Consider the following 18343-nt stretch of genomic DNA (forward strand, 5'->3'; position numbering starts at 1 on the left):
TTGTTTGACCCGTGCTCGCAGGCCGTTGAATTTAGCTGATGGATCGCCGGGAAGCCGGTTCCCGGGAATCTGAGAAAAGGGCGGGCGAGAGGCCCGCCCCTTCTGGTGCTATGGAGATGTCCGTCAGGTGACGTGGTTCGACCGGTTGTAGACGTTGAACTTGCCGGTCGGCGCGAACAATCCTTTGATCCGGGCCTTTTCTTCCAGCGTTTCAGCGTCGTAGATCACGATCTCACCGTTGGGTTCTTTCGAGTCGGCCAGGTTCCAGTTGGAAACCCAAACCTCGGTGCCGTCGGCATTGAACTCGAAGTGAACCGCGGCGTTCCCTTCCCGCTCGGTCAGTTGGATCGTTTTGGCAATCTCACCGGTTTCTTTGTCGATGACCTGCACCGATTGCTGAATTTCCGGCTCGGGGTGTTTGGTCTGGTCCGCCCACACATATTTCGAATTCGGGTGGGTGCGGATGAACAGACCGGGGCCATCGGTCTCAACTTCGTAGCAGGTCTTCCATGCCTCGTCCGGACGACCTTCGGGATCGTTGCCCCAGACGGTCACGGTGCCCACGCCAAGGTGCGTTGTACCGGCCACAGGACCGCAATTCGGGTCGACCCAGTTGGCGCCAGGGCCGGGGTGCGGCAGGGCGGCAACGTCAATCATGGACTCAAGCTTGCGTTCTTTGGTGTCGACAACAACCATCTTGTTCGACGCGTTTGCAGCAATCTGGAAGTACCGACCTGTTGGGTCAAAGAACCCGTCATGCAGGAACTTGGCAGTATCGATTTTTTCGATGCGAAGATTGTCGATATCGGAATAGTCGACCTGCCACATCTGACCCAGCTCTTTCACCGCGACCAGCCAGCTTGGCTCGTTTGGGGTGGTGTAGATCGCAGCCACGCGGCTTTCTTCGACATAGTCGCCATCCACGTTCACGCCGCGGGTCGATACGACCTTGAGCGGTTCCATGGTGACGGCGTCTACGATAGCAAAGTGCGGCGGCCAGTATCCGCCACCGATGATGTATTTGCCATCGCCGGACACAGCTACGTCGCGGGCATCATAAGCAACGGTGACTTCTGAGACCAACATCTTGTCCGGCGTCTGCCAGAGGTCGATCTTGGTCATCTTGCCATCGCGGCCCATCGTATACCAAAAGCGGCCCGGGTTCTCAGGCTCGGTGATTTTGTGGTGCTCAGAGGCTTTGATCACGTGCACCGCATAGCCGGTGGGAATGTGGACCAGAACTTCTTTTGTATCACCGTCGATAATGGCAACTTTGCCGACGTCACGTTCGATGACGACGAAAAAGTTTTCCCAGTTCCGGCCATGCAGCGGCTCGGTCGGATAGTCGGCTTCTTCGACGTAGACCTTGCGGGTCTGTTTCATTTGCGCCAGCGACATTTCGGGCGGTTTGGGCGGATCCATCTGGATGTAGGTCGCCATATCCTTGATTTGCTGCTCGGTCATGATGTCCGAGAAGTTGTTCATGCCGCCTTCGGTTCCCCAGGAGATAATCCTTTCAAGACGTTCCTGACCCAGCTTGAGGGTACCACCTTCAGTGACGGTGCCGTCGTCTGCGGTGGTCTTCCAATAGGGTTCAAGGTTGTTACCCGTGGCGCCTTTGCGCAAAACGCCGTGACAGCCAGCACATTGTTCGAAGTAAAGCTGTTTGGACGATTCGAAGGCTTCATCGCTTAATGTTGGCTCTTCGGCAAAGACTGGTGCAGCGACGCTGCCCAGCAGCATCGCCAAACCGGCCCCGAAGGCGCGGCCAGTTTTATTGTAGCTGATTCCAAGTGACATGATCACTCTCCATATGCGTGGTGAGGCAGGCCCGAGGGTGGTGCATCGTGGCAGGCTGCTCCTTGACCAAAGTCAACGGGAGTGGCGCAAATCGACGGCACGAAGCGGATTCGCACCCGAAAATCCCGGCCAAAAATCTGTGTTTCAGGGGCATGTTTTCGGTTTTTGATTTTGGTTAAGTCCCACCGGCGGGCGGGCTGATAGGTCTGGGGAAAACAGCCACGGAGGATTGGCATGCCCAACGTCATCGCTCGTATCTTTGGTGAAGGGTTTCGTGTGTTCTTTCTATCCGCAGGCCTCTACGGTCTGTTTGTCGGGCTGGTCTGGGGGCTGTGGCTGACGGCGCCATATCTGGACCAAAGCTACGCAATGACGCCGCCCATGTGGCATGCGCATGAAATGATCTTTGGCTATTCCACGGCGGCGCTGGGCGGGTTCTTTCTGACCGCCGTGCCGAACTGGACGGGGGCGCCCGATGCGCGGGCGCGATTCATTACTCTGGCTGCGGCGGTGTGGCTGGCCGGTCGGATGGCGATGTGGTTTTCCGGGATGCTGTCGCCGGTCTTTGTTGCGACAGTTGACCTGGCCTTTGTGCCGATCCTTGCGGCCAAGATCGCAACGCAGCTGATCCGCCGCCCAAAGCCGCAGAACATGATTTTCATGCTGCTGCTGAGTTTCATCTGGGTGGCTGATCTACTCACCCATCTGGACTGGATCGGCGCAACGCAGAACACGTTGCAAACCGGGTTGCGGGCGGGCCTGCTGACACTGTGTTCCATGATCGTGATCCTCGGGGGGCGCATCACGCCCGCATTCACCCGGAACGCCATGAAACGCGCGGGAGAGCCCGAGGCCTCCTGGCCGGTTTCCATACCGATTGTGGACAAGGCTGCGATGAGACTCGCCCTGATCTTGCCGGTGGTTGCGCTGGTTTTTGGTGCGACGCCGGTGACCGGCGTGGTGGCATTGGGGCTTGGAGGGATGCAGGCCCTGCGCATGGTGCACTGGCGCACAGGATGGGCGGCACGGCAGCCGATTTTGCTTGCCCTGCATCTGGGGCTTGCAATGCTGGCGTTGGGTCTGATCCTTTGGGGGTTGGCCATGCTTGGCATTGGCAACGAGGTCGCCGCGCTGCATGTACTAGGCATCGGAGGTGTGGGCGGCATGACCCTGGCGGTCATGAGCCGGGCGGCACTGGGTCACAGTGGCCGCGCGCTTGTGGCGCCGGGTTCGATGGTTCTGGCCTATGGGCTGATGGCCGTAGCCGCCCTGACACGCTGGATCGGGGCAGAACTGGATGCAGGCTATCTGGTTGCCATGCTGGTGTCGGACGGTCTTTGGGTCAGCGCCTTTGCGCTATATCTGATTGCCATGTGGCCGGCGCTGACGGGCCCCCGGGCACACAATAGCTAACCGCCCGTCTTCAGGCGAGATCAAGTGCGTTCAATCAAGGCCCGGCTGTTCTTGATGTGACGCTGCACCATGTTGCGGACCTGCCGACCCTTGGGTGGAATCGGGCGGGCGGGCAAGGGCACGAAGTCCGGGCGTCCCAAAGACGGAAACAACTCCAACATCTCGGCCCGTGCAGCGGGCGGCACTGTCTTTAGCGCCTCGGCACCGGCAAACAGGCTTTCCGCCGGTGCGCCCTCGGCAAAGACGATCTCATGCTGCTCAAACAGCATGTGGTAGTATTCGACGGTGTCGGTATCTTCATCCACCGCGATACCGGGAATGCCAATCAGGGTGTGGGCGGGAACAAGGATTTCGCTGGCATCGAACATGCGCACTGCGATGGCCGAGCGCACAAGCATCCTGTGCTGCGGGGAGACCAGCAAATCTCGCCGAGGAAGACCGCTGCCCAGACTTCCGGCTGCGATCCGGATCGGGCGCAGTCTTGGCTTGCCAGCCAGATCACGAGAATTTAAAGACCGCGCGCCAATCCAGCGTATGCGCTGCGGGCCATGGTCTTGGGTCAGAACCTCATCCCCGGCACAAAGGGTTTCGATTTCAACATCACCGTCAGGTGTCGCGATAAGCGTTCCGGAGGAAAAACAGGGAACGTCAACAATGGCATCGGGGTCGGTCGTGTCCGGTGCGTTGCTCGGTGTAACGTTGACGATATTCATCGAATACGTCACCCCGGGATCCAGCGGCTCTGAGGTTATGTAGCCTGCAGGGGTTCCTTCAACCTCGACGCGGTACACAGTGATCGTACCACCGCTCGGGTTTGTCAGAATGTAGGATTCTTCCAGATAGATGTCGCCGCTTAGAAACGTTGTCGAACCATCAAGGTTTGTTACCGTTCCGGTCTGTGTATCGTCGTCGCCATTTTCGTTGTTGAATCTATCACCGTTGAAAACATCCCCGGTATCGGGAACCGGCGGGCCAAATCCATTGCGAATGAACCCCCGGCTTCGTCCTCAACATTGAATACCCGTCGGTCCGTTGCGGGATCGTAGCTTGCGTCCAGGGTGATCGTATCAGGCCCAAATGTATTCACCGTAATGACGCCGGGTGCGTAACCGATGTATGAATAATTCGCCATTCATTAACCACCACGATTTAGGTGCCATCTCGGCACCTTTGATTACCAATTAACCGAGAACGCTCGTTTCAAGTCTACGAACCTTCGGAAACATGCTGATCTAACTATATTTTTTCAAGGCAATCTCAGGGCATTTTAGTGGCTCTGACGCAATTATGACCACGGAGATCCAATACCTTGCTTACTTTGGCATGCTTGACTTTCGTTAAGGCAGCCCCGCGGCTCAACCGCCATTGTCATCAGACTAGCTAATCTGCGCAAAGGAGAGCGCAATGCGAGAAGTCATGACAAAGAGCATGGCTCGTAACATATTCTATGGCGGGTCACTGTTCTTTATAATCATCTTTCTGGCTCTGTCAGCCCATTCACACTATTACATCGTCAATTCCGAGAACTCGGCGAAACTTGATGACAGTGTCGTTCGCGGCAAACACATCTGGGAAAAACATGCCTGCGTCAATTGCCACACAATTATGGGCGAAGGCGCCTACTATGCGCCCGAAGTTGCAAATGTGATGACCCGCTGGGGCGTGTTGGACGATCCTGAATCAGCCTTTGAGGCCCTAAAGGGCTGGATGGAGGCGCAGCCGACTGAAATTCCCGGCCGCCGGCAGATGCCCAATTTCAACCTCAGCGACGAAGAAATCCGCGACCTGACCAACTTCCTGATCTGGACGGACAATATCGACGCTCAGGATTGGCCGCCGAACGAGGCGGGCTGAGAAGGGAACGGAGAAATGAAGTACGAATCCCAAAAAATCGCCTATGCCTACTTTGCGGTGGCAATGGGCCTGTTCGTGATCCAGGTGCTGGGCGGTCTGCTGGCTGGCTGGATCTATGTATCCCCAAATTTCCTGAGCGAGCTGCTGCCGTTCAACATCGTGCGCATGCTGCACACCAACGCGTTGATCGTCTGGCTGATCCTCGGCTTCTTCGGCGCGGCTTACTTCCTGATCCCGGAAGAAACTGAACGCGAGATCCACTCGACCAAGCTGGCCTATCTGCAGTTGCTGATCCTTGTGGTCGGGACGCTGGGCGTGGTTGTGACCTATATCTTCAACCTGTTCGAAGGAAACTGGTTGCTGGGCAAGGAGGGACGCGAGTTCCTTGAGCAGCCCAAATGGGTCAAAGCCGGCATTGTCGTTGCGGCGCTGATCTTCCTCTACAACATCTCGATGACAGTGCTGAAAGGCAAGAAAACCGCGATCAGCAACATCCTGCTTCTGGGTCTCTGGGGTCTGGCGCTGCTGTTCCTGTTTGCCTTCTACAATCCCGGTAACCTAAGCCTCGACAAACAGTACTGGTGGTATGTCGTCCACCTGTGGGTCGAAGGTGTATGGGAACTGATCATGGCCTCGATTCTGGCCTATCTGATGCTCAAGCTGACGGGTGTGGACCGTGAGATCGTCGAGAAATGGCTCTATGTCATCGTCGCGGCGGCCCTGTTCTCTGGCATCCTGGGAACCGGCCACCACTACTACTGGATCGGTACACCTGCGTACTGGCAGTGGATCGGCTCGATCTTCTCAAGCCTCGAAGTAATCCCGTTCTTTGCGATGATGGCCTTTGCCTTCGTCATGGTATGGAAAGGTCGCCGGGATCACCCCAACAAGGCCGCACTGCTGTGGTCGCTGGGCTGTGCCACATTGGCCTTCTTCGGTGCCGGCGTTTGGGGCTTCCTGCACACGTTGCACGGGGTGAACTACTACACCCACGGCACGCAGATCACCGCAGCCCACGGTCACCTGGCCTTTTACGGCGCCTATGTCTGCCTCAACCTGGCGATCTTCAGCTATGCCATGCCGATCCTGAAAAACCGGGATCCGTATAATCAGGTGCTGAACATGGGCAGCTTCTGGCTGATGACCAGCGGCATGGTTTTCATGACCTTCGTGCTGACCTTTGGCGGAACCGTTCAAACGCATATGCAGCGGGTGGTCGGCGACTACTTCATGGACGTGCAAGATCAGATCGCGATCTTCTACTGGATGCGCTTTGGATCTGGTGTGGTCGTGGTCCTCGGTGCGCTCTTGTTCATGTACGCCATCTGGGTGCCCCGGAAAGAGATCATCGAACCAGGTGCAGCTGAGACCCCTGCGGAGTGATGGAAATGGACGGTTCATTACAAATGGGAACGGGGGCGGCTGACGCCCCCTTCTACCTCGCTCAGGGCGATGAATGCGACGTGTTCGCCGCCGCCTATACCAACAACCTGCCGGTTCTGCTGAAAGGACCGACAGGTTGCGGCAAGACCCGTTTTGTGGCCCATATGGCCGCCAGCCTCGGGCGTCCGCTTTACACAGTGGCCTGCCATGACGATCTGGCAGCCGCCGACCTGATCGGTCGTTACCTGCTGAAAGGCGGCGAAACTGTCTGGGTCGATGGCCCCCTGACCCGGGCGGTGCGCGAGGGTGCGATCTGCTATCTCGATGAAGTGGTCGAGGCGCGCAAGGACGTCACCGTTGTGCTGCACCCGCTCACCGATGACCGGCGCATCCTGCCGATCGACCGCACCGGCGAGGAGCTTCAGGCCGCGCCGGGCTTCATGCTGGTGGCCTCCTACAACCCCGGCTACCAGAACATCCTGAAGACCCTGAAACCCTCGACCCGCCAGCGGTTTATCTCGCTGGAGTTCAACTTCCCGTCGCCAGAGATGGAGGCACAGGTTGTTGCCCAGGAAAGCGGTCTGCCGCTGGAGCGCTGCAAGCCACTGGTCCGGCTGGCAGGTAAGCTGCGCGGGCTCAAGGGTCAGGACCTTGAAGAAGGCGTTTCCACCCGTCTGGTTGTCTATGCCGCGATGCTGATTGCACAGGGCATGTCCACCGACCGCGCCATCCTTGCCGCAATGATCGAACCTCTGACCGATGACGAGGATATCAAACGCGGGCTCCTCGATCTTGTCACGGCTGTCTTTGGGTGAGGCCCGCCGATGGTCAAGATCGACTTTGAGCCATGGGAACCCGAAGAAACGATCGGGAAACTGTGGCACACCCTTGCCAGCCGCCTTGATGCACCTGAGGTGCATGTTGGAGCCGCGGTCGACCTCTCCGAGGTCGCAGGGCGGCTGGCAGTCCTCTTCCGGGGACTTGGGGGTAGTCCGGGCGTGGAATTGCGCCCGGTCTCACCCGAGGTCTCTCACCACCGCCTGAGCTGGCGGCGCCAGCTGGGTACCGAAATAGAGCTTACGCCGCGCGCCTCGTTCGATGGCGAGGTACTGCGCCTGCCCGACGCGCTGGCCGTTTTCCCGGCGCGCGAGGCCAATGGTGCGCTCTATGTCTGGCTAGCGGCCGCCGCCGCGCATGCCGGAACCCGAATTGACGAACCGGACCCCCTGCGCGCTGATCTACACGCCTTGAGGGCCGCGCAAGAAATGGTCGACGCAACACTGAACGACGCTCCCGGTTTGCGGCCACTCTACTGCGAACTTTGCAAAGGCATACTGCAACTGCGCCGCACGCCTGACCTTCCACCCTTTGAGGCTGCCGTCGAAGAGCTGGTCCGCAATATGCTGGGAGATCCGGAACCGCTGCCAGAAAAAGCAAAGGCCCTTGCTGCGCTGGACGATGACCTGACCGCCCCGCGCGGGTACCGGCCCGTCCGCCCAATCCCGCTGTGGCCGGAACTGCGCGCCGTCGGATTTTCCGAACACAACGAGGTCGAGAATCCGGACACCGAGGGACCGCCGGAAGAGTCCAGCGAAAAAACCCACCGGGCGCGGCGTCGTAAATCGGATCAGGCTTCCCGCAGTGACAGTTTCATCCTGCACAAGTTCGAAGCGATCCTCAGCTGGGCCGAGTTCCTGAATATCAACCGGCGCATCGACGACGACGATCCCGACAATGCCAAAAAGGCCGCCGACGATCAGGACGAGATCGGTCTGGGTCAGATTTCCAAGGCACCTCCAACCAAGCTGAAGCTGCACCTCGACCTTGCGCCCGAAGACGTCAACCGCGAGCGTCTGTCAGGTCGTATCCTATATCCCGAATGGGATGTACGCACGGGTCAATACCTGCCGGATCACGTAAACGTTCTGCTGTCGGATGCCGAAATTCGCGACGACGCTGCCGAATTCGGAAAAGACCCCGCCACCGCCCGCCGCATTCGCGCCGTCAAGCGCCAGTTCGAAGCGCTGCGACCCGGTCGCGTGATGACCCGAGGTCACTTGGACGGCGATCAACTGGATATTGAGGCCACAGTCCGCGCCGAAACCGACCGCCATGCCAACGGCGAAGGCACCGAGCGCGTGTGGATGCAATCCCGCCCCGAGGCCCGCGATCTGGCTGTGTCCATCCTGCTGGATGTCAGCCGCTCGACCGAAAGCGCCGTCACGGGCCGCGCCGTAATCGATGTCGAACGCGAGGCGCTGACCGCGCTCGCTTGGGGCCTGAACGCCTGTGGGGACGATTTTGCCATTCATGCCTTCAGCTCGCTGAAGCGCCAGCGCGTCTATGTCCAGCGATGCAAGCATTTTGACGAGCCGATGGGCGCAATCGTCGAGCAGCGCATCGCATCCCTGCGCCCGGGTCACTACACCCGGCTCGGAGCCGCAATCCGCCACTGCGCCGCCGACCTCTCCACTCAGTCACGCAACCGCCGCCTGCTGCTGGTCATCACCGACGGCAAGCCTAACGACCTGGACCATTACGAGGGTCGCCACGGAATTGAAGACACGCGGCAAGCCGTGCGCGAGGCGCGTCGGTCCGGGCAGTCAGTGTTCGGCGTCACGGTCGACAAAACCGGCAAAAGCTGGTTCCCGCGTATGTTCGGACAAGGTGGATTTGCGGCCATTCCCGACCCACACCGCCTGACCATGGCCCTGCCGCAGATCTATCGCCAATTGGTCGGGGCATGAACGGCACCTCCCTCATCGACGAGCTTCCTGGCGAGTTGCTGATGTGGGTGCTCATCATTTCGGAACTGCTGGTGTTCGGCGCGGGGCTGGTTGCTTTTATGAGCGTACGCCTAACTGACCCGACAGGCTTTGCCGAGGCACAATCGCATCTCTATCGAACCGGCGCCGCCCTTAACACGGCTGTTCTGGTCACCTCGGGATATCTCGCCGCGCAGGCCCTGCACTGGCGCACGGCGGAACATCGCGACAGGGCGCGGTATGCTCTGATCGGTGCAGCAATGCTGGGGGTGACGTTTCTGATCATCAAAGGTATCGAATACGCTGGCAAAGCCACCCAGGGAATCGATTTCGAGACCCACCCGTTTTTCATGTTTTACTATCTCCTCACCGGCTTTCACGCCGCGCATGTGCTGGCCGGCGTGGGTATTCTGCTATTGGTCGCCTGGAGGGACGAGCCACGTAATATCGAGGCGGGGGCGCAGTTCTGGCACATGGTTGATCTGGTCTGGATCATGCTGTTCCCCGTGATCTACCTGCTGGGATGAAAGCCATGTCCATCGCTTCATCTTTTTCCAAATACTCCCGCCGGAGGCTCCCGAACCCCCTTACGCGCGCCTGGCTCACCCTGTTGGCGCTGAGCCTTGCATCGGCTGTGCTGACCATGCTGCCCGCGCCTCCAACACTCCCCGCAGCGGGCATCCTGATCCTCGCGCTGGTCAAGGCTCGTATAATTCTTGCCCGCTATCTTGAGCTTGCCAAAAGCTCCGTCTGGCTACGCGGCTTCACCACGGTGCTGATCGCCTTTACGACACTGATCTTCGGCCTTTATCTGATCTGAAAAAAGCCGCCCCAAAAAGGGGCGGCAGTCGGCAAAGCAAAGGGATGCTTTTGGTTATTGGGCTGCCATCGGCATCCGCGCGATCTGGCAGCGCTGCCACAGGGTCGACAAGGCGCCAACAAGGTGGTCGACATCTTCATCCGTGTGAACCGGAGACGGCGTAATCCGCAAACGCTCGGTGCCCTTGGGCACGGTGGGATAGTTTATGGGCTGGATATAAACGCCGAACTCTTCAAGCAGGGTGTCAGAGATAAACTTGCACTTCACCGGATCGCCCACCATCACCGGAATGATGTGGCTTGGGTTCGGCAAATGGGAGATACCTTCTGCGTCCAGCCGGGCGCGGACCTGCGCCACGCGGGCCTTCTGCAGATCACGTTCGGCATTCGACTGTTTCAGATGCCGGATCGACGCGGCCGCCCCTGCCGCGATCGCCGGCGGCAATGCGGTGGTAAAGATAAACCCGCTGGCAAAGCTGCGCACGAAATCGCACAGCGCGGCCGATGCGGCGATGTATCCACCGACCACGCCGAATGCTTTGCCCAGTGTTCCCTCGATCACGGTCAAACGGTGCATGAGACCTTCGCGCTCGGCGATGCCGCCGCCGCGCGCACCATAGAGGCCGACGGCATGGACTTCGTCCAGATAGGTCATTGCACCGTACCTGTCAGCCAGATCACAAATCTCTTTGATCGGGGCAATATCGCCGTCCATCGAATAGACCGACTCAAAGGCGATCATCTTTGGCGCGTCCGGATCAGCAGCGGCCAGTTTCGCCTCCAGATCCTCAAGATCGTTGTGTTTCCAGATCACCTTCTGCGCCCGTGAGTGGCGGATACCTTCGATCATCGAAGCGTGGTTCAGCGCATCGGAGAAAACAATCAGACCCGGAATCTTGGCGGCCAGTGTCCCCAGGGCAGCCCAGTTCGACACGTAGCCCGAGGTGAACAACAGCGCGGCTTCTTTTCCGTGCAGGTCGGCCAGTTCGGTTTCCAGCAACACATGGTCGTGCGTCGTACCGGAAATGTTGCGCGTGCCGCCCGCACCGGCGCCGCACCGGTTCAGTGCATCATGCATGGCCGCGATCACATCCGGATGCTGCCCCATGCCAAGATAGTCATTCGAGCACCAGATCCGCACGTCACGCTGAAGTGCTCCATCGGTCTGGCGCGCATTCGGAAACGCGCCGCGGCGTCGCTGAAGATCGATGAAAACGCGATAATTGCCTTCGTTCCGCAGGTCATCGAGGCTCTGGTTAAAAAACTGCTCGTAGTCCATCTTGAACACTCCCGGAGTACTGGCTGCATGCCGAGATTAAGCATCTGGCCCCTCTTGTGACATGACAATTGTCAAGTTGACGCGTATGAAAAGACTAGTGCGGGGGATTTAGGTTTGGCATAGCCAGTAGAAGCCTAAGCGAACAGATCAGATTGTCAGCCAGGAAAGAGGGGGAAGTTTTGTGGCGCATGAGGCACAAAAAACGGTCGCCAAGCAGTCGCTATTACTCAAGAGTTTACCGGAACACCATATCGAAACACTTCTGAGCCACGCGATCTGGCGAAAATACGATCGGGGCGAGACAATCTTTCTGCAGGAAGAAAAGGCCAAGGCTGTTCATGTGGTACTGGCCGGTTGGGTGAAACTGTTTCGCATGTCGCCGTCTGGCGCCGAAGCCGTGGTCAGCGTCTTTACCCGCGGCGAAAGCTTTGGCGAGGCAGTGGCATTACGCAATGTCCCCTACCCCGTATCAGCCGAGGCTGTGTCCGCCTGCGAAATCATGCACATTCCAAGCCCGGTTTTGCTGTCCCTCATGCGTGAGGACCCGGAAATCGGCGTGTCGATCCTGGCGGCGACGTTCACCCATTTGCATTCTCTTGTTGCCCAGCTTGAGCAGCTAAAAGCCCAAACCGGCGCGCAGAGGGTTGCCGAATTTCTTCTAAACTTATGCGAAGAGGACGCGGGCACTTGTGATGTCGAACTGCCATACGACAAGATGCTGATTGCCGGACGCTTGGGCATGAAGCCCGAAAGCTTAAGCCGGGCTTTCTCGCGGCTGCGGCCGATGGGCGTGAAAATCAACCGGAATCACGCCGAGATTGCGGACATAAGAAATCTGCGAGACTACGCAGAAAGCGACCCGTCCGAAAAGTGAGAATACCCATCGGTCAATTAGCAATTCTGACCGGCGACTTGCGACGGCCATACCGCTGAAAGCCGCCCGAAAACGGCGCAATACCTGTCGTCGCCATTGAGATTTCGTTTTGGATACAACATCCTAAAATTGATACTGATACATATTGGCCTGGCAAGACACCCGACAGACCCGAACCGAAATATCGAACACGACGATCAGGAGAACACACCACCATGTCCAAAACTGTCTTCAGCGGCACCATGCCGGCCTTGATGACGCCCTGCAGAGCGGATCGCACGCCGGACTACGACGCGCTGGTCAGAAAAGGACAGGACATGATCGGTGCCGGGATGTCGGCTGTGGTCTATTGCGGCTCGATGGGAGACTGGCCCTTGCTGACCGATGCCGAGCGCATGGAAGGGGTCGTGCGGCTGATTGATGCGGGTTTGCCGGTTGTGGTGGGCACCGGGGCAATCAATTCGAAATCGGCTGTCACCCACGCGGCGCACGCGCAAAAGGTTGGGGCGGCAGGCCTTATGGTCATCCCGCGTGTCTTATCGCGCGGATCTTCCGTTGACGCTCAGAAAAATCACTTCAAGGCGATCCTGAGCGCGGCACCTGATGTGCCAGCTATCATTTACAACAGCCCGGTCTACGGGTTCGCGACGCGGGCCGACCTGTTCTTTGCCTTGCGGGCCGAACATCCAAACCTTGTCGGGTTCAAAGAGTTTGGCGGCAAGGAGGATATGCGCTATGCGGCGGAACACATCACATCGAAAGATGACAACGTAACCCTTATGGTGGGCGTGGACACCGAAGTGTATCACGGATTTGTAAATTGCGGGGCCACCGGCTCGATTACCGGAATTGGGAATGCTCTTCCGAAAGAGGCATTGCTGCTGATCGCTCTGTCCGAAAAAGCGGCGGCTGGGCATGCCGAAGCCCGCCGTCGCGCGCGTGAGTTGGAAGAGGCAATCGGCGTATTGGCAAGCTTTGACGAGGGGACCGATCTGGTTCTGTACTACAAGCACCTGCTCGTCTTGAACGGCGAGGAGGAGTACCGACTGCATTTCAACGAAACGGACGCACTCTCTGACGCACAACGCAACTATTGCGAACAGCAATACACTCAGTTTCGAACCTGGTTTGCAGACTGGTCACGGCAGGGTGGGGTCATCGCCGAATGCATGTAATCGACAGCCATACAGGTGGTATGCCAACTCGGGTCATTCTTGACACCGGTCCCAATCTTGGGTCGGGCCCGTTGGCCGAACGCGCGCGCAGATTGTCCGAAGATCATGAGGAATTTTGGAAATCCGTCCTTCTGGAACCTCGTGGACAACCGGGCATGGTGGCCGCATTGCTGGTCGAACCTGACGATCCGACCTGTCAAGCAGGGGTCATATTCTTCGACTCCGATGCAGTGCTGGGGATGTGCGGGCACGGAACCATCGGCCTTGGGGTAACGCTGGCACATCTGGGCCGGATCGATGTCGGACAACACAAGATCGACACGCCGGTCGGCGCAGTTTCGATCAATCTGCGCGATCCGAACACCGTGCAGGTCACGAATGTAGAAAGCCGTCGCGTGCATCGTTCGGTGACGGTCGAACCCAAAGGTTATGCCCCGGTCACCGGAGACATCGCCTATGGCGGCAACTGGTTCTACATCGTCGAGCCCAGTCCGATCCCTGTCGCCAGTGACAACATTCCTGTCCTGACCGACATGGCAATCGCTATTCGCGAAGCCTGTGTCGCGCAGGGCGTCAGTGGCGAAAACGGTGAGCCCGTCGATCACGTGATCTTTCAGGGCGCCTCTTCGAACCAAGCTGTTCACGGCCGGAATTTCGTGCTCTGCCCGGACAATCACTATGACCGCTCGCCCTGCGGCACAGGCAGTTCGGCGCGCCTGGCGTGCCTTGCAGCGGACGGGCGCCTCGCCCCGGGTGAAGAGATCGTTCAGGAAAGCGTCATCAACAGTTCCTACCGGCTGTTTTATCAACCGGGACCAACGGGCGGGATCATTCCCTGTTTGACCGGTCAGGCCCATATCATCGCCGAAAGCCAGCTGCACTTTGGCCGAGCTGACCCGTTTCGAACCGGTATAACGTCATAGCACCGCACCACGGGGCGCAGACCTGCGCGACGACCCCCGAAAAGGACCTGAATCATGCAACCAGACACAGACGACCGGATTACTGTCATTGGTGCCGGTATCATCGGCGTTAGCACAGCGCTGGAGCTTCAAAAGCGCGGATGTCAGGTTCTTCTTATCGATCGTGAAGGCGTCGCGTCCGGCGCATCAAAGGGCAATGCGGGGGCGTTTGCCTTTGCGGAGGTCGAACCGCTGGCCCACCCCGGGATCATGCGCAAGGCGCCCAAATGGCTGTTCGACCCATTGGGGCCCTTGTCCATACCACCGTCATACGCCCCTAAGATCGCGCCGTGGATGATCCGGTTCTGGCGCGCAAGCTGGCGGGACCGGTACACTGCCTCACTGGACGCCCAATCTGCACTTATGGATCACTGCCGCGCAGCCGTTGAACGGCAGATCGTGGACGTGAATGGCGAAGCGATGATGCAGCGCGACGGCCAGTTGCAGCTCTACGAAGGTGAGGCACAGTTTCGCGCGAGCCTCCCGGCATGGGACTTGCGTAAGGATCGCGGCATTCCGTTTGATTTGCTCGACACCCCGCAGGCCATCTCGGAGATTCAACCGGGGCTGGACGCCCGCTTTACCCATGCCGGGTTCACGCCGACATGGTTCAATACGCTCGACCCGGACCGCTGGACCAGACATCTTGAAACCCAGTTCAAAGCGCGCGGCGGGCAGGTGAAGATTGCTGCAGTCAAGGCGGTGGCACCAACTGAAACCGGGGTCACCGTGCACACATCGGACGGGGAATTGGGCGCACGCCATGTTGTGATCGCGGCGGGCGCATGGTCTCACAAATTGGCGCAGCATCTGGGAGACACGATCCCCCTGGAAACCGAGCGCGGTTACAACACGACCCTGCCCGAAGGTGCCTTTGATCTAAGGACACACCTGACCTTTGGCGAACACGGGTTTGTCGTTTCCCGGATTAACGGAGGCGCCCGCATCGGCGGAGCCGTCGAACTGGGCGGGCTGGACCTGAGCCCCAATTTCAAACGGGCCGACGCCTTGCTGACCAAAGCCGCCCGGTTTCTGCCAGGCCTCGATGTTACTGGGGGCACGCAATGGATGGGATTTCGCCCGTCTCTGCCAGACAGCCTGCCGGTCATCGGACACGCGTCTAAGGTGCCGCAGGTCTTGTACGCTTTCGGTCATGGCCATCTTGGTCTGACGCAATCGGCAGGAACGGCGGAGTTGATTGCGGACCTGGCAACAGGCACGGCACCCGCACTCGATCTGGCACCTTACGCCCCGTCTCGTTTCTGATCGGGAGCGCAAAGCTGCGCGGCAGCAAAACCACACATGTGATTTCAGCTTACGCGGGGCGAGGCGATGCATAAGGCAGCGTTGCTGACCGCGCCGCACCCCGGCCAACGTTCCTGGGCTATGTCGGTCATTGGTGCAGTTTCGCGGATCATACTACCCGCCAGTTCATTGGACCGCACCACAAGGCGCAAGGACGTGCGAGTTTTGTACTAGATTTCGCCCTTTTCAGGCGAGTTCGGCGCGAAAACTAGCGGGCATTTCTGCACGTCTCTACAAAATGCCCTGTAAAAGAAGCATTATTTTTCAGCCGGTTTTGGCGACCCCGGCAGGATTCGAACCTGCAACCTGCCCCTTAGGAGGGGGCTGCTCTATCCAGTTGAGCCACGGGGCCGCGCATCGCCTTCTGTAGCGGGCTTTTTCCAGGTTGTCATGGCCTTTGCACAACAGTTGTACAGATCACCCCGTTCACGCTACCATCAGGCAAAACAACGATGCAGGTGCCCTTCCGTGAACACTGAAACCAAACGCCCGCTCACCCTCCGCGATGTGTCTGAGGCGTCCGGCGTGTCCGAGATGACGGTCAGCCGGGTTCTGCGCAACCGGGGCGATGTGTCCGATGCCACCCGCACCCGCGTTCTGGCCGCCGCGAAGGAACTGGGATATGTACCCAACAAGATCGCGGGCGCGCTGGCATCCAGCCGGGTCAACCTCGTCGCGGTGATCATTCCGTCGCTCTCGAACATGGTGTTCCCCGAGGTTCTGACCGGAGTCAATCAAGTTCTGGAGGACACCGAGTTGCAGCCCGTGGTTGGGGTTACCGACTACCTCCCGGAAAAAGAAGAGAAGGTGCTTTACGAGATGCTCTCGTGGCGGCCGTCTGGGGTGATCATCGCGGGTCTCGAGCACACCGAAGCTGCACGGGCCATGCTGGATTCCGCCGGCATCCCGGTTGTTGAGATCATGGATACGGATGGCAAACCGGTGGATGCGATGGTTGGTATCTCGCACCGCCGCGCCGGGCGCGAAATGGCGCAGGCGATTCTGAAAGCGGGATATGAGCATATCGGGTTCATGGGCACAAAAATGCCGCTGGATCACCGCGCGCGGAAGCGGTTCGAAGGGTTCACTGAGGTGCTGGGCAAACACGGAATAGAAATCGAAGATCGCGAGTTCTATTCCGGCGGCTCCGCTCTGGCCAAAGGACGCGAGATGACACAGACAATGCTGGAGCGCTCGCCGGATCTGGATTTTTTATACTACTCCAACGACATGATCGGTGCCGGTGGATTATTGTACCTGCTGGAACAGGGCATCGACATACCCGGACAAATCGGGCTGGCCGGGTTCAACAATGTCGAACTGCTGCAGGGCCTGCCCCGAAAACTGGCGACCATGGATGCTTGTCGTTTGGAAATCGGTCATCAGGCCGCCAAAATTATCGCAGAACGCCTGAACGACCCGGATACCGAGATTGAAACGCGCGTCACCCTGACTCCGAAAATCAGCTACGGCGACACGCTGAAACGGCGCTGAAACCTTGGCACTGCAACAACTCGACAACCGAACGGCGCGCGCCGTTTTCATGGATCGCCATGCCCTGGCCGAGCCCCCCTCGGGCAAGGCCAAGGGGGACGCGTTGCTGGAGTTGATCCATCGGCTTGGGTTTGTCCAACTCGACAGCATCAATACCGTTGCCCGCGCGCACGATATGATCTTGTTTTCACGCAGGCCGACCTATCGCAGCAAGAACCTCAAACGTCTGTACGAGCGTGACAAGGCCCTGTTCGAACACTGGACCCACGACGCAGCCGTGATCCCGATGGAATTCTACCAACACTGGCACCTGCGGTTTCAGCGCGACGCGGACCTGTTGAAAGCGCGTTGGAAGAATTGGCGACGCGACGGATTCGAGCAACAATTTGCCACGGTGCTTGATCACATCCGGGATCACGGCCCCGTCTCCTCCTCGGATGTTGGCAAGGATGAAAAGAAGGGCTCAGGCGGATGGTGGGACTGGCACCCGTCAAAAACGGCGCTGGAGTTTCTATGGCGCTCGGGTGCGTTAACCGTTATTGGCCGGAGTGGGTTTCAGAAGCGCTATGATCTGACGGAACGAGTGATCGAGACACAACTATGCCCGGGGTCCACCCCCTGCGACACGGACGCGACAGTCGACTGGTTGTGCAACTCCGCCATGGACCGGTTGGGATTTGCAACTTCAGGCGAACTGGCCGCTTTTTGGGATACAGTCAGCCCTGCGGAAGCCAAGGATTGGTGTGCGAAATCCTTGGAAAGCGGCGCCCTGGAAGAGATTGAGGTCACGTGCGCGGATGGTCGCGCCCGCAAGGTTCTGGCCCGCCCGGGCTTGTCTGATCAGGCCAAAGCACTGGAGCCGCCGACCGGGCGGATCAGGGTGCTCAGCCCCTTTGACCCCATGCTTCGCGACCGCAATCGGGCAGAAAGGCTGTTTGGCTTTCACTACCGGATTGAAGTCTTTGTGCCCGAGGCCAAGAGAACCTATGGCTATTATGTCTTTCCATTGATGGAAGGAGACAAGCTGATCGGGCGGATCGACATGAAGGCCCACCGGGATTGCGGTGAATTGCGTGTTCGGGCGGTCTGGCCCGAACGCGGTGTCCGATGGTCTGACGCGCGCACTCGGCGCCTGCACTCCGAACTCGACAGGGTGCGTCGCTTTGCCGATCTGGATGAGGTCGTATTTGCCGCGGATTGGCTGAAAGACCCTAAATAGG

General features: G+C 58.8%; 17 protein-coding genes and 1 tRNA gene. 13 read left to right on the forward strand and 5 right to left on the reverse strand.

The window, feature by feature from the left end; all coding sequences use genetic code 11:
* Positions 1-123: 123 nt before the first annotated feature.
* Positions 124-1800, reverse strand: a complete 1677-nt coding sequence (locus ACR3ES_RS02105) for a cytochrome D1 domain-containing protein (RefSeq protein ID WP_170434167.1) — start codon at positions 1798-1800, stop codon at positions 124-126.
* 234 nt (positions 1801-2034) lie between these two features.
* Here ACR3ES_RS02105 and ACR3ES_RS02110 point away from each other — a divergent pair, with 234 nt between their 5' ends.
* Positions 2035-3213 carry an NnrS family protein gene (locus ACR3ES_RS02110; RefSeq protein WP_170434169.1) on the forward strand — a complete coding sequence of 393 codons (1179 nt, stop codon included), beginning with the start codon at positions 2035-2037 and terminating at the stop codon, positions 3211-3213.
* Between the two features lie 20 nt (positions 3214-3233).
* Here the strand turns inward: ACR3ES_RS02110 and ACR3ES_RS02115 are convergent, their stop codons facing one another.
* Together ACR3ES_RS02115 and ACR3ES_RS02120 are read right to left on the reverse strand one after the other, a co-directional pair.
* The gene (locus ACR3ES_RS02115) at positions 3234-4004 is read right to left on the reverse strand and encodes a Hint domain-containing protein (RefSeq protein WP_480634681.1); all 771 of its coding nucleotides are present in this window, start codon (positions 4002-4004) and stop codon (positions 3234-3236) included.
* A 92-nt stretch (positions 4005-4096) separates the two neighbouring features.
* Positions 4097-4345: a hypothetical protein gene (locus ACR3ES_RS02120; protein WP_480634682.1), complete on the reverse strand. Its 249-nt coding sequence runs from the start codon at positions 4343-4345 to the stop codon at positions 4097-4099.
* Positions 4346-4617: 272 nt separating this feature from the next.
* On the opposite strand from ACR3ES_RS02120, the gene ACR3ES_RS02125 reads away from it, so the two are divergent.
* The 6 genes from ACR3ES_RS02125 to ACR3ES_RS02150 are packed head-to-tail and all read left to right on the forward strand — an operon-like array spanning position 4618 to position 10035.
* Complete coding sequence (locus ACR3ES_RS02125) at positions 4618-5067, forward strand: c-type cytochrome (RefSeq protein ID WP_170434171.1); 450 nt, start codon at positions 4618-4620, stop codon at positions 5065-5067.
* 15 nt (positions 5068-5082) lie between these two features.
* Entirely contained in the window at positions 5083-6450 is a 1368-nt protein-coding gene (locus tag ACR3ES_RS02130; RefSeq protein WP_170434173.1) for a cbb3-type cytochrome c oxidase subunit I, read from the forward strand.
* Between the two features lie 5 nt (positions 6451-6455).
* Positions 6456-7265 (forward strand): AAA family ATPase, encoded by an 810-nt coding sequence (locus ACR3ES_RS02135; protein ID WP_480424728.1) that lies wholly within the window; start codon positions 6456-6458, stop codon positions 7263-7265.
* Between the two features lie 9 nt (positions 7266-7274).
* Positions 7275-9197, forward strand: coding sequence for a VWA domain-containing protein (locus ACR3ES_RS02140; protein ID WP_170434176.1), 1923 nt, complete (start codon positions 7275-7277; stop codon positions 9195-9197).
* Complete coding sequence (locus ACR3ES_RS02145) at positions 9194-9742, forward strand: cytochrome c oxidase subunit 3 (RefSeq protein WP_170434178.1); 549 nt, start codon at positions 9194-9196, stop codon at positions 9740-9742. The genes ACR3ES_RS02140 and ACR3ES_RS02145 overlap by 4 nt, the downstream gene beginning before the upstream one ends.
* Before the next feature lie 5 nt (positions 9743-9747).
* The gene (locus ACR3ES_RS02150) at positions 9748-10035 is read left to right on the forward strand and encodes a cytochrome C oxidase subunit IV family protein (protein ID WP_480424729.1); all 288 of its coding nucleotides are present in this window, start codon (positions 9748-9750) and stop codon (positions 10033-10035) included.
* Positions 10036-10089: 54 nt separating this feature from the next.
* On the opposite strand, the gene hemA is transcribed toward ACR3ES_RS02150, so the two are convergent.
* Positions 10090-11313: a 5-aminolevulinate synthase gene (hemA, locus tag ACR3ES_RS02155; protein ID WP_170434183.1), complete on the reverse strand. Its 1224-nt coding sequence runs from the start codon at positions 11311-11313 to the stop codon at positions 10090-10092.
* A 181-nt stretch (positions 11314-11494) separates the two neighbouring features.
* Between hemA and ACR3ES_RS02160 the strand changes: the two genes are divergently transcribed.
* The 4 genes from ACR3ES_RS02160 to ACR3ES_RS02175 all read left to right on the forward strand — a co-directional run bounded on the left by ACR3ES_RS02160 (position 11495) and on the right by ACR3ES_RS02175 (position 15590).
* A complete protein-coding gene (locus ACR3ES_RS02160; protein WP_170434184.1) occupies positions 11495-12187 on the forward strand; it encodes a Crp/Fnr family transcriptional regulator in 693 nt (230 codons plus the stop codon).
* Between the two features lie 215 nt (positions 12188-12402).
* Positions 12403-13362 carry a dihydrodipicolinate synthase family protein gene (locus ACR3ES_RS02165; protein WP_170434186.1) on the forward strand — a complete coding sequence of 320 codons (960 nt, stop codon included), beginning with the start codon at positions 12403-12405 and terminating at the stop codon, positions 13360-13362.
* Positions 13353-14285 carry a 4-hydroxyproline epimerase gene (locus tag ACR3ES_RS02170; protein WP_480424731.1) on the forward strand — a complete coding sequence of 311 codons (933 nt, stop codon included), beginning with the start codon at positions 13353-13355 and terminating at the stop codon, positions 14283-14285. Before ACR3ES_RS02165 ends, ACR3ES_RS02170 begins: the two co-directional genes overlap by 10 nt.
* 54 nt (positions 14286-14339) lie before the next feature.
* The gene (locus ACR3ES_RS02175; RefSeq protein ID WP_170434190.1) at positions 14340-15590 is read left to right on the forward strand and encodes an FAD-dependent oxidoreductase; all 1251 of its coding nucleotides are present in this window, start codon (positions 14340-14342) and stop codon (positions 15588-15590) included.
* A 314-nt stretch (positions 15591-15904) separates the two neighbouring features.
* Here ACR3ES_RS02175 and ACR3ES_RS02180 read toward each other — a convergent pair.
* Positions 15905-15981, reverse strand: a tRNA-Arg gene (locus ACR3ES_RS02180).
* Between the two features lie 116 nt (positions 15982-16097).
* Here ACR3ES_RS02180 and ACR3ES_RS02185 point away from each other — a divergent pair.
* Together ACR3ES_RS02185 and ACR3ES_RS02190 are read left to right on the forward strand one after the other, a co-directional pair.
* On the forward strand, positions 16098-17123 hold the full coding sequence (locus ACR3ES_RS02185; RefSeq protein WP_170434192.1) for a LacI family DNA-binding transcriptional regulator: 1026 nt from the start codon (positions 16098-16100) through the stop codon (positions 17121-17123).
* Positions 17124-17127: 4 nt separating this feature from the next.
* Positions 17128-18342 carry a DNA glycosylase AlkZ-like family protein gene (locus ACR3ES_RS02190; RefSeq protein WP_170434194.1) on the forward strand — a complete coding sequence of 405 codons (1215 nt, stop codon included), beginning with the start codon at positions 17128-17130 and terminating at the stop codon, positions 18340-18342.
* Position 18343: the final 1 nt, after the last annotated feature.

This window comes from Ruegeria sp. B1, from assembly GCF_056535885.1.